The following is a 12,405-nucleotide window of genomic DNA, read 5'->3' as shown; positions in this document are numbered from 1 at the left end:
TGATAAAGTTTAAAATAATTCAAAATAGGAATAATGATGCACGATTCTAACGATACGCAACATGACGCCAAGCAGTCTATACAGACAGACACGATGCCAAAAGAGCATAGCGAGCAGAAAGCTTCAACAGGCTTGGATTATGACGGCATTACCTTTGAAGTGGTGGAAGAAGAGCAGACAGCAACGGGTAAAGTGCGCCGTCGGGGCATCTATCTGTGGCCGAATCTGATTACCACTGCTGCATTGCTCAGTGGTTTTTACTCAATCATTGCCAGTATGAATGGTCAATATCTGCAAGCGGTGTATGCGATTATCATTGCGGCGCTACTCGATGGCTTGGATGGTCGAGTGGCTCGTGCGATTGGTGCACAAAGTGCTTTTGGTGAACAATTTGACTCTCTATCAGACTTGCTTGCCTTTGGTGTGGCGCCTGCGATCTTGATGTATAGCTGGAGTACGCATGATCTGGGGCGTATCGGCTTGGCGTGTTGCTTTATTTATACCGTGTGCGCAGCGTTTCGTTTAGCTCGTTTTAATGTGCAAATTGGTACTGTGGATAAACGTTACTTCATCGGAATAGCCAGTCCGCTTGCAGCAATTATTGTGATTTGCTCGGTGTGGGTACAGCAAGATTTCAAAGATACACTGGATTTCAGTGCGGTATGGTTGCAAGGCTTAAATGCTGCGACCATGGTCATTGTTGGTTTATTGATGATTTCAAACTTAAAATATTATTCATTTAAAGTGATGGATCGTAAGCGTGTACCGTTTGTGATTATGATTCCTGTCATTCTGATTTTCTCTGCGATTACCTATAACATTCCTGTGGGAATTCTGATCGTGTCGATCATTTATGCTTTATCAGGCATTGTGACGACATTGGTGAGTCGTAAACAAACGGCTTAAAATCCCAAAAGTCGTTATAAAAAAACGGTCAATTGTGTAAATCAATTGACCGTTTTTTTATGGATTGGATAAATGTGAATTAACGCTTTTTCACGATACCGTCGTTAATCATTTGTTGGAAGTGCTCAATCACACTGACTTTAATATCACGATAGTGAATCCCCAATTCTTTAATACTACGATCAGCATTAAAGTAAATTGGATAGCCCATGTTCAATTTGACAAATTTACGGCTTAGTCCATAGATCGGTGCAATGGCTTGGAATAAGATTTTTGGTGCTTCCATTTTTGGGAATGGATATTTTGAACCAAATTTATTGGCTAAGATTTTACCCATTTCAAGCAAGCTCAATGTTCCGCCACTGACGATATAGCGTCCATGCGCACTTTCTGAGAAAGCCGCTGCAATATGTGCATCTGCGACATCACGCACATCGACAATACCATTCCACATTGCAGGCACGCCAAACTTCAGTGTGCCATCACCAAACTGTTGCAACACTTCGACGCTACCAGATTGAGTGCTTGAAGTCAGCGAAGGTCCCATCACCAGTGCAGGGTTGATGCAGACCAGATTCCATCGGCTTTGCTCAGATTGCATTTTCCATGCTTCACGTTCGGCAGCGACTTTAGAATATGGATAAGGTTGATGATCGGCGCTACTGGTTTCATTCCAATGGCTTTCATCGAAGCTATTATTTTCCGTATCTTTGATCTCAGCTGCGTCCCCATAAGTCGATGCGATACTTGAAGTCAGTACGACACGTTTGACAGTATTGGTACGATTGACAGATTCGAGCACATTGCGCGTGCCTTGGATCGCTGGCTCGATAATGTCTTTCACGGCATCTTTGTAGTTACTGACTACAAAAGGTGATGCGGTATGAATCACCACTTCACAGCCTTGCATTGCCTCATCAAAAGCTTGCGGTGTCAACAGATCTGCTTTAAAGAATTGGATTGGTGTTTCAGTTTGTTTTGACAGCTGTTCTAAATGTGCAATTTTATCTTTCTTTGACGGGTCACGCACTGTCGCATGAACAGGTGTACCTTGCTTGAGCAAGCCCTCAATGATCCAACCTGCGACATAACCTGTTGCACCAGTCACCAAGACAGGTTTTGATTTATCAATAATAGCCATTTTTCACCTAAATTTTAATGAATATATTCTTAACCGCACCCAACATCTAAACGATTGATTCTCTTATCTCTTGTGTTTGGATCATGCGAATTTTTTATATCTTAAATCACAGACGTGACAACAACAAGAATTCATAGATGGGTGTGCAATAAAAAAGCTCACTTATCGGTGAGCTTTTCATTTGAAGTAATGATTTATTTCTTACGATGTTCATTGAGTAGAAATTCAACCAATGCTTTTTGTGCATGCAGGCGATTTTCTGCCTCATCCCACACTACAGCATTTGGATGATCGAGCATGTTTTCAGAGATTTCTTCGCCACGATGCGCAGGTAAACAGTGCATAAATAGACAATCAGAATGTGCCAATTGCATTAAAGCTTCATTGACTTGATAGTTGGTAAAGGCTTTTTCACGAAGTTTTTGTTCTTCTTCCTGTCCCATGCTTGCCCATACATCAGTCACGATCAGATTGGCATCTTTGGCAGCAGCTTCAGGCGAATCAACAAGCTCGACATGATCTGCAAATTCCTCTAAAAATTTTGGATTTGGCGTGTAACCTTCAGGCGATGCAATGCGCAGTTTGAAGCCGAGCATTTGCGCTGCTTCCATATAAGAGTTGCACATATTATTACCATCACCAATCCACGCAACCGTTTTACCTTCGATATCGCCACGATGTTCAAAATACGTCTGCATATCGGCAAGTAGCTGACAAGGGTGGTGATCATCGGTTAGACCATTGATGATCGGAACAGATGAATATTCTGCAAACTTTTCTACAATGTCATGTCCAAAAGTACGAATCATGATGATGTCGAGCATACGTGAAATCACACGTGCTGAATCTTCAATCGGCTCACCACGACCAAGTTGTGTATCTCTCGGCGACAAGAAGATTGCATCTCCACCAAACTGACACATGCCTGCTTCAAATGAAATGCGAGTACGTGTACTCGATTTCTCAAAAATCATACCTAAGACTTTGCCCACAAAGGGTTGATAAGCTTCTGATTTTCGGTGAAGTTGTTTGAGTTCAGTTGCCCGATTGAGCAGTTGTTTGAATTCAAAAGGAGTGAGGTCACGCAGGGTGAGAAAATGCCGTAGCGCCATAGGTTGGTCCACAAAATAACTGTAACAAACCAGTGAGTTGGTGAGTTATGAATGAAAAAAATAATCTTCTAGTGTACAGCCGTTTATTTTCTCAATGCAAACAGAAAATTAATAAATATATTTCAATAAATGTATTACAAAAAAGAATGCAAAACGATTGAGCTTGGCTAATTAATTTCTAAAGCGGATTAAATCGCATGACCCCGAATAAATCGCTCAACGAAGTAGTCGATCCGTTCATTATCCATAATGTCTATCGGTAAACCCACCATTGCTCGCCAATGCAAATCTTGAAAAAAACCAAAAAAATAAATTGATGATTCAGTTGGGCGTTTGCAATCAATGAAGCCAAGTTGATCCATTTTTTCTAAATATTTGGCGAGTGTCGAATATGCACGCTGTGGACCTTGATTATAAAGTTCAACCTCAAGCTCTTGGTTTTCCGAAGAAATATTCATCAATAGTCGATCAAATGCCATGCTTTTTTTATCAGTAAAAATCGCATAAAGATCGTGTAATAATTTTGTGAGGTTTACACGAATATCATCACTTTCATGTTGGCAAGCCAGTTCGATCTGGTGAATAAATTGATCGCTACGATCACGACAAATCGCTAAAAATAGTCCCTGTTTACTGCCAAAATACTTATAAATTGTTGCCTTAGAACCACCAGCTTGTTCAACGATTTGGTCAAGGCTGACTTGGTCATAGCCATATTGAATAAAAAGGTCAGTTGCCACGTCGAACAAAACAGTACAACGATCGACTGCACGTTGGGTATTCGGCGGATTGACAAGTTTTGTTTTCATACAGGCGTTACTAGGCGAAAAAAGGGCGTGATATAAATTGCGACTATATCATAGCATGATTTCGCTTTTGCTTAGTATGACGCTTGAACGGATGGAATGAATTGTGGGAGCTTAAAAGTGATAGAATTTTTGAGCTTATGTATGGGTTCGATGCAAATTGGCATAAAAGTTAACACTTTGGTCTAAAATTAGAATAATTACTCGAAAATGCCATAGCTTTATTTGATTTTATTTCTATACTGCTAGGGCAAAATGATTTTAGTGGAAAGGAATTTATGTCACAGAATTCAGCTGGAGCACGTTTTCGTGCGGCATTGTTAGAAGAAAAGCCTTTACAAATCATGGGTACAGTCAATGCCTATGCTGCCATGATGGCAACTCAAGTGGGCTATCGTGCCATCTATCTCTCAGGCGCAGGTGTTGCCAATTATTCATACGGTATGCCTGATCTCGGTATGACCAGTCTTGATAATGTTCTTGAAGATGTCCGTCGTATTATCAGTCGAGTGGATACACCGCTTCTAGTGGATATTGATACAGGTTGGGGTGGTGCATTTAATATCTCCCGTACCATCAAGCAGATGATTTCAGCAGGCGCAGCAGCAGTACACTTGGAAGACCAAGCGGCGCTAAAGCGTTGTGGTCATCGTCCGAATAAGGAAATCGTCAGCCTTGAGGAAATGGTTGATCGTGTCAAAGCAGCAACTGATGCCAAAACGGATCCTGATTTTGTCATAATGGCACGTACAGATGCCTTGCAAAAAGAAGGGCTACAAGGCGTGATTGATCGTGCTTGTGCATATGTAGAAGCAGGAGCAGATGCGATCTTTGCCGAAGCGATGACTGACATTACCATGTATAAAACTGTTTGCGATGCTGTAGGTGTCCCTGTACTTGCCAATATTACCGAGTTTGGTTCAACGCCATATTACACTGTAGAAGAATTGGGTGAGCAGGGTATTTCGATGGTGCTCTATCCACTCTCTGCAACGCGTGCGATGCAAAAAGCAGCGTTACAGGTGATGCGCTCGGTACGTGAGCACGGTACGCAAGTCAATGTATTAGACATCATGCAAGAGCGTAAAGAGTTGTATGAATTCTTGAATTATCATGAGTTTGAACAGACTTTGGATAAACTGTTTCAAGAGAGTAAGTAAACAGTCATCTTGTTTAAATCAAGGGCGATGAGAAAAAGCCCTTAAAACCATCTGAAAAATCATCAATAGAAAAATTGAATTGGAGTAAAACATGGCAGAAGGAAAGGTCTTATCAGGCGCAGGGCTACGTGGTCAAGTTGCAGGGAAAACTGCGCTTTCAACTGTAGGTAAAAGTGGTGCAGGGCTGACCTATCGTGGTTATGACGTGCAAGACTTGGCAGAACACTGTCAGTTTGAAGAAGTGGCGTATTTGATTCTATACGGCGAGCTACCGACTCAAGCACAGCTTGATGCGTATAAAACAAAATTAAAAGGTCTACGCAGTCTGCCACAGGCGCTTAAAGAAGTCTTGGAGCGCATTCCTGCCGATGCACACCCAATGGATGTGATGCGTACTGGTTGTTCGATGCTTGGCAATCTTGAAACGGAAACCTCGTTTGATCAGCAACACGATGCGACCGACCGTTTACTGGCTGTATTTCCGTCGATCATTACTTATTGGTATCGCTTTAGCCATGATGGTGTGCGTATTGATGAAAATACCGATGATGATTCTATCGGTGCGCATTTTTTACATTTGCTTCATGGTAAAAAACCGAATGAACTACATGAGCAAGTGATGAATGTATCGTTGATTCTCTATGCAGAGCATGAGTTTAATGCCTCGACATTTACTTCACGTGTTTGTGCATCGACTTTATCAGACATGCACTCGTGTATTACTGGTGCGATTGGTTCACTTCGTGGTCCACTACATGGTGGCGCCAATGAAGCAGCGATGGACATGATTGAAAACTGGAAATCTGCCGACGAAGCTGAACGTGAAATGATGGGCATGCTAGAGCGCAAAGAAAAGATCATGGGCTTTGGTCATGCGATCTACAAAGACAGCGATCCTCGTAATGCCATCATTAAGATTTGGTCTGAAAAGCTAGCCAATGATGTCGGCGATACCGTGCTCTATCCAGTATCGGTACGCTGTGAAGAAGTCATGTGGCGTGAGAAGAAATTGTTCTGTAATGCAGATTTCTTCCATGCGTCGGCGTATCACTTTATGGGGATTGCAACCAAACTGTTTACGCCAATCTTTGTGATGAGCCGTCTTACAGGTTGGGCTGCACATGTGATGGAGCAACGTGCGGACAATCGGATTATTCGCCCAAGTGCGGAATATACTGGCTATGATTTGCGTAAAGTAGTGCCGATTGCTGAGCGTTAATCGGTTCTAAGTCATTTTGTTCTAAATCATTAAGCAATGAAATAAGCGTGGAGGAATCTGCGCTTATTTTTGCTTTATATTTTGTCAACTAAATGTATGGCACATCATTTCACTACTGTCTTCAATAAATTGTATTGATAGGTTTAACTTATCTATGGTCTAGTTGCCCTGCGATTGATTTCGTCATATGAAAAATAGCTTGCCATATGATTTTATCCTTTTCATGAAATTTTTTTGATTTAATGATTTCAAAAGCTAAATTATTCAATTCTACGAGTGGATCAATAAGAGCTGATCTTTCTGTAGGATCATTCCATGCATTTTTCTCAACGGCATTAGCGACCTGTTTTTCAATATCAACAAACTGAGCATACGATTTTTTTGCTTGATCTGATATTATCGGATGAGTTTTTAGGTATGCATCAAAAGTTTGACAAGAAAAGTGATTTACCCATATAGGGCATGCTTTCGGTGTTCCACCTGTTTTGCGGCAATTTTGTGGAACTTCATAGTAATCAAGCAGTGCAATTGGCGATTGCAGGTAATAAGAATCTGCTGGAGAAAAACCATTCTTAGAAAACGCTAAATTTTCAGTAATATGTACATAACCAAACAGATCACCATTTTTCCATGACCTTATTAGTGCTAAATCCCCTGATTCAAGAGGCTCATGAGTAGATTTTTCGTGACAAAGTTTTGAGTTCATCCAAAAATTCATTTCAGTGCCAGAAGCATATCTAAATTGACTGGTAATTTTTGAAGCTTGTAAGGCAGTGTTAAAGCTATTAGGTCCCAAAACATACATGCGTCTACGATAATTATTTTTAACGAATTTTGGTACTAAGGTAGTTACGTTTTTTTTGCAATATCCTTTCTCACATGCACAAGAGGATTCGGTGATGTCTAATTCATTTAATTTTTTACTCCATGTTGATAAAGCAACACCTTCTTTGTTTAATAAATCACAAGAGTCACCTGCAAGAATAATTTTGTTTTCATTATGAAGTACATTTACTTCTTTCCATATAGGATCAAATGCATTTGCACAGAAAGATGCTATTAAAGCAAAAGAACCAATCATTAAAGGTTTCATAATTATCCTTTTAATACAATTTAATTTATTCCTATACTGCAACATTGAAAAGAATAAATCCATTAATTTATATTATATTTGTAGGACTTTTTGAAGTGGAAGAGTTCATCTCTTTAATATTTTTCGGTAATTTTTGACTTATTCTATTAGGTCTGTATACACAAGCAAGTTATAAGGTTTGCGAGGGTTGGTGCAGTGTAGTTTAAGGAAGTTGAATTATCATCGACTCTATATTTTTTACATCACAGCGCTTACACTATGCGCATTCAAATTTTTATCTACTTTAGCACCTCATGATTGATCCAAAACTTTTAAGAAATGATATCGACGCTGTCAATGCAGCATTGGCAAAACGTGGCGTACAGCTTGACGAAGCCGAGTGGGCGGCACTGGAAACTCGTCGTAAAGACATCCAATCCAAAGCCGAAAGTCTGCAAGCTGAGCGTAATGCAGGTGCCAAACAAGTCGGTCAAATCAAACGTGAAGGTGGTGATGCCTCTGAGATTATGGCTCGCATGCAAGCCATTGGTGATGAGATCAAAGCCGCAGAAACCGCTTTGACAGAGCTTCAAGATGAGATTGCACAAAAGTCTTTAAATATTCCAAACTTACCTGATGAATCTGTACCTACAGGTAAAGACGAAAATGACAATGTGGAAATCCTAAAATGGGGTACACCACGCACATTTGATTTTGAGATCAAAGACCATACCGATCTTGGCGAATGGATGGGTGGTTTGGAGTTTGAAACTGCGACCAAATTGTCAGGTTCACGTTTTAGCGTACTCAAAGGTCCTTTGGCTCGCTTACAACGTGCGTTGACGCAGTTTATGCTCGATACACACACCTTGAATAATGGCTACACGGAAGCCTATGTGCCGTATTTGGTCAATGCGGATAGCTTACGTGGTACAGGTCAGTTACCAAAATTTGAAGAAGATTTGTTTAAGCTACAAGGTGAAAAAGAATATTATCTGATTCCAACTGCTGAAGTGCCAGTGACCAATTTCGTGCGTGATGAGATCATTGATGCCGATCGTCTACCACTGAAATATGCTGCACATACGCCATGTTTCCGTAGTGAAGCAGGTTCTTACGGTCGTGATACTCGTGGTTTGATTCGTCAGCATCAGTTTGACAAAGTGGAAATGGTGCAAATCGTCAAACCTGAAACATCAATGCAGGCTTTAGAAGAATTGACTGCGCATGCGGAAGGTATTTTGCAGGCTTTAGAATTGCCATATCGCAAGATTCTGTTGTGTGGTGGCGATATGGGCTTTGGTGCGACCAAGACTTATGACTTGGAAGTGTGGGTACCTAGCCAAGATACATATCGTGAAATTTCTTCATGCTCAAATATGGGCGATTTCCAAGCTCGTCGTATGATGGCGCGTTATCGTGTCGATCAAAAGAAAACTGAATTGGTACATACTTTAAATGGTTCAGGACTTGCGGTGGGTCGTACCTTGCTTGCGGTGATGGAAAACTATCAACGTGCCGATGGTTCGATCGATATTCCAAAAGTGTTGCAACCATATATGGGTGGTTTAACTTTTATTGACTAATGACTTGAAGATTTTTTGACACTGCTTCGCTAAGAAAAAATCATTTTAGTTCGACTAAACCTCATTTTTCTTGCCTTGCATTGCCTAAAAAATCTTGTAGTCATCATCGTTGAGCAAGTATTGATTTTAAAATGCTGAATTGATTTAAAATTATTCAATAAAATGGCTGTGCATCGAAAGTGTGCACAGTTTTTGCATTAGTCCGATCAGATTGATATTTATTGAGGCGAATTGTGGATATTTTTCCTATTTCTCTAAAGTTGCAACAGCAACGCTGTCTGATCGTTGGCGGTGGACATATTGCCCTGCGTAAAGCGACACTTTTGCACAAAGCAGGGGCGATCGTTGATGTGGTTGCGCCGGAAATTGATTCGCAACTGCTTGAAGTGGTGCAAAACAGTGCAGGACAATATGTACAAGCGCCATTCGATGCACAACATTTGCACACGACCTATCGGTTAGTGATTGCGGCAACTGATGATGCAGCGGTCAATCGCACAGTATTTGATCAATGCGAAGCACGCAATATCCTCGTCAATAGCGTGGATGATATTCCAAACTGTCGATTCATGGTGCCTGCAATTATTGACCGTTCACCACTGCTCATTTCTGTTGCATCGAATGGCGCATCGCCAGTGCTTTCTCGTCAAATTCGTACCCAACTGGAAACCTCAATCCCACACGGTATGGGAAAATTGGCAGCATTTTCAGGTGATTGGCGTCAACGCGTCAAAGCCAAAATTCAAAATCCTGATGAACGCCGAATCTTTTGGGAAAATCTCTACGCAAGTCCTTTAAAAGAGCAAGTCTTTAATGACAATCTCGATGTGGCAAATGATTTAATTCAACAAGCCTTATCAGAGTGGACAGCACCAAAAGGGGAAGTGTATTTGGTTGGTGCAGGGCCGGGTGATCCTGAGCTTTTAACTTTAAAAGCATTGCGCCTGATGCAACAAGCCGATGTGGTGGTTTATGACCGTTTAGTATCCAAGCCGATTTTAGAGTTATGTCGTCGTGATGCGACTAAAATTTATGTGGGTAAAGCACGTTCAGATCATAGCGTTCCGCAAGATGGCATTAATGCCTTATTGGTGGAACTTGCTCAGCAAGGCAAACGTGTCTGCCGTTTAAAAGGCGGTGATCCGTTTATCTTTGGGCGTGGTGGTGAGGAGATTCAAGAGCTTTTTGCTGCCAATGTTACATTCCAAGTCGTGCCTGGGATTACTGCGGCATCAGGTTGTTCTGCTTATGCTGGGATTCCGCTCACGCATCGGGACTATGCACAAAGTGTACGTTTCTTGACTGGGCATCTTAAACATGGTGCTCCTGAACTACCGTGGAAAGAGTTAGTTTATGAAAATCAAACGCTGGTTTTATATATGGGCTTGGTTGGATTAGAGCGGATTTGTAATGAGCTGATCTCACATGGTCAGCGTGATAGTATGCCTGTGGCGTTGGTGTCCAAAGGTACGACACCCGAGCAGAAAGTTGTGGTCGGCACACTTGCCGATATTGCCTCAAAAGTGGCTGAGCATGAAATCGTTGCACCGACTTTGACGATTATTGGTGAAGTAGTCAATCTGCGGGAACAATTGCAGTGGCAATGATTTAAATTGCAAGGTTAAGCTGAATTGCATTTTTGGCAAGTTCTTGCAGTGTATGTGTATATTTCTGGATTAACCTTCGGTTCGACCTACTTTTCTTTCGGGAAAAGTAGGCAAAACCATTTGTCAGTCGCAAACTCGGTCACATACTAATATTTATCAAATTCCATGAAGAACGTTATTTTACTAATATTGTCCTATCCTCGAACAATGCGACTGACGCTTCAACGAATCAGATAGATTTTTAACCCATCTCATGTCTAATTGGGTTATATTTAACTCAATTAGAGATTCAAATAATTCCTGTTTGGGTTGGAATGTTCTCCTTTGCGTTGATACTGTGCAAAGTCGAACCTAAAAATCATGTACAATAAACCTCGTTTTTAATCTGACAACTTTGAGTGTTTGCGTGATTCACGTTATTTTATTTGAGCCTGAAATTCCTGCCAATACGGGCAATATCATCCGACTATGTGCCAATACAGGTGCGCAGTTACATTTGATCAAACCGCTTGGTTTTGAGCTGGATGATAAAAAACTCAAACGTGCGGGTTTGGATTATCACGAATGGGCGAGAATGAAAATTTGGGATGATTTACAAAGTTGTCTTGCTGAATTAAAAAAGCAAGGTATTGATGAAAACACAATTTTTCCGCTTACTACCAAAGGTTTTTCCACACCACATACAGTGAATTTGAATCGTCCTGTGGCGCTACTGATGGGCCCTGAAACACGTGGATTACCTGAAAGTGTTCGATTGTTATTTCCGCAAGTAAACTGGATTCGACTGCCAATGGCGGAAAATTCTCGTAGTTTAAATTTATCCAACGCCACTGCGGTGATTGTCTATGAGGCATGGCGTCAGCAAGGCTTTGCCAATTTAGCTTAAAATTTTTCAGATTTTCAAAAATTTTTTATGAATGAATCAGCTCAAGCGCAACTCAAAGATGAAGAATTACATCTCTATAGTCGGCATATTTTGCTCAATGAATGGGATATTGACGCGCAGCAAAATTTAAAAAATAGTCATGTGTTGATTATCGGTGCAGGCGGACTCGGCTGTACATCGAGTGAAATGCTTGTTCGTGCGGGCGTAGGCAAAATTACGATTATTGATTTTGATAAAATTGAGCTGAGCAATATCCAACGGCAGATTGCCTTTGATCCCTATCAAATTGGGCAGCTCAAGGTGGATGTACTGACTTATCACTTAAAAAGTATTAATCCGCTGGTCAAGGTCACAGCGATTCGTGACAAGTTTGATCAAGTATTATCAGAGCAATTAAAAGATCATTTTGATTTGGTCTTAGATGGCTGTGATAATTTTGCGACACGTTATGCTGTGAATCAGTTTTGTGTAGAACGAAAAATACCATTACTCACTGCGGCAGCCATAGGTTTAGAAGGGCAACTGATGATGTTGAAATCAAAGCCATGCTACCACTGCGTATTTCCTCAGTCATCGAATGAAAATCCTGATGAGCGACGGTGTGCCAATTCCGGGGTATTAACGACGACTCCTGCGGTCATGGCGAGTTTACAAGCACATCATGCCTTATTGTATTTGGGATTAGGACACTCTCCACTTTTGAGTAAATTATTGTTGTGGGATGGCACTAATATGCAACAGCGCATCGTGAAAGTCAGTGCTGATGCGAGTTGTATAGTTTGCGGAAAAGTCTAAGAACAATAATCAACAATTTTGCCGATATTGTCTGACTTTTTGGTAATATTTAAATCGCCAAATTTGCTACAATTGCCACAATACAGTTGTATATTCCATTTTTAAAGCGTTTTGA

11 protein-coding genes are annotated in these 12,405 nt (G+C 41.0%); 7 read left to right on the top strand and 4 right to left on the bottom strand.

Features of this window, described 5'->3' with window-relative positions; all coding sequences use genetic code 11:
* Positions 1-93 precede the first annotated feature (93 nt).
* Positions 94-906, top strand: coding sequence for a CDP-diacylglycerol--serine O-phosphatidyltransferase (pssA, locus tag ACE3PQ_RS10505; protein WP_374297655.1), 813 nt, complete (start codon positions 94-96; stop codon positions 904-906).
* 79 nt (positions 907-985) lie between these two features.
* Here the strand turns inward: pssA and ACE3PQ_RS10500 are convergent, their stop codons facing one another.
* The 3 genes from ACE3PQ_RS10500 to ACE3PQ_RS10490 form a co-directional block, all read right to left on the bottom strand.
* On the bottom strand, positions 986-2,038 hold the full coding sequence (locus tag ACE3PQ_RS10500) for an aldehyde reductase (RefSeq protein WP_241571168.1): 1,053 nt from the start codon (positions 2,036-2,038) through the stop codon (positions 986-988).
* A 203-nt stretch (positions 2,039-2,241) separates the two neighbouring features.
* Positions 2,242-3,159, bottom strand: coding sequence for an ornithine carbamoyltransferase (gene argF, locus ACE3PQ_RS10495; protein ID WP_374297601.1), 918 nt, complete (start codon positions 3,157-3,159; stop codon positions 2,242-2,244).
* 188 nt (positions 3,160-3,347) lie between these two features.
* A complete protein-coding gene (locus tag ACE3PQ_RS10490) occupies positions 3,348-3,968 on the bottom strand; it encodes a TetR/AcrR family transcriptional regulator (RefSeq protein WP_374297599.1) in 621 nt (206 codons plus the stop codon).
* 275 nt (positions 3,969-4,243) lie between these two features.
* Between ACE3PQ_RS10490 and prpB the strand changes: the two genes are divergently transcribed.
* Both prpB and prpC read left to right on the top strand, forming a co-directional pair.
* Positions 4,244-5,125: a methylisocitrate lyase gene (gene prpB, locus ACE3PQ_RS10485; protein WP_374297597.1), complete on the top strand. Its 882-nt coding sequence runs from the start codon at positions 4,244-4,246 to the stop codon at positions 5,123-5,125.
* A gap of 91 nt (positions 5,126-5,216) precedes the next feature.
* Positions 5,217-6,344 carry a 2-methylcitrate synthase gene (gene prpC, locus ACE3PQ_RS10480; protein WP_374297595.1) on the top strand — a complete coding sequence of 376 codons (1,128 nt, stop codon included), beginning with the start codon at positions 5,217-5,219 and terminating at the stop codon, positions 6,342-6,344.
* A gap of 148 nt (positions 6,345-6,492) precedes the next feature.
* Here the strand turns inward: prpC and ACE3PQ_RS10475 are convergent, their stop codons facing one another.
* Positions 6,493-7,437 (bottom strand): hypothetical protein, encoded by a 945-nt coding sequence (locus ACE3PQ_RS10475; protein ID WP_374297592.1) that lies wholly within the window; start codon positions 7,435-7,437, stop codon positions 6,493-6,495.
* A 293-nt stretch (positions 7,438-7,730) separates the two neighbouring features.
* Between ACE3PQ_RS10475 and serS the strand changes: the two genes are divergently transcribed.
* From serS to ACE3PQ_RS10455, 4 genes are all read left to right on the top strand, one after another.
* Positions 7,731-9,002, top strand: coding sequence for a serine--tRNA ligase (gene serS, locus ACE3PQ_RS10470; RefSeq protein ID WP_374297590.1), 1,272 nt, complete (start codon positions 7,731-7,733; stop codon positions 9,000-9,002).
* A gap of 233 nt (positions 9,003-9,235) precedes the next feature.
* Complete coding sequence (gene cysG / locus ACE3PQ_RS10465) at positions 9,236-10,609, top strand: siroheme synthase CysG (protein ID WP_374297587.1); 1,374 nt, start codon at positions 9,236-9,238, stop codon at positions 10,607-10,609.
* A gap of 406 nt (positions 10,610-11,015) precedes the next feature.
* Positions 11,016-11,495, top strand: coding sequence for a tRNA (cytidine(34)-2'-O)-methyltransferase (locus tag ACE3PQ_RS10460; protein ID WP_374297585.1), 480 nt, complete (start codon positions 11,016-11,018; stop codon positions 11,493-11,495).
* A 27-nt stretch (positions 11,496-11,522) separates the two neighbouring features.
* Positions 11,523-12,290, top strand: a complete 768-nt coding sequence (locus tag ACE3PQ_RS10455; protein ID WP_374297584.1) for a ThiF family adenylyltransferase — start codon at positions 11,523-11,525, stop codon at positions 12,288-12,290.
* Positions 12,291-12,405 lie beyond the last annotated feature (115 nt).

Source organism: Acinetobacter sp., from assembly GCF_041911495.1.
Lineage (GTDB): Bacteria > Pseudomonadota > Gammaproteobacteria > Pseudomonadales > Moraxellaceae > Acinetobacter.
Note: the sequence above shows the minus strand (reverse complement) of the source record. Positions and strands in the feature narration are given on the sequence as shown.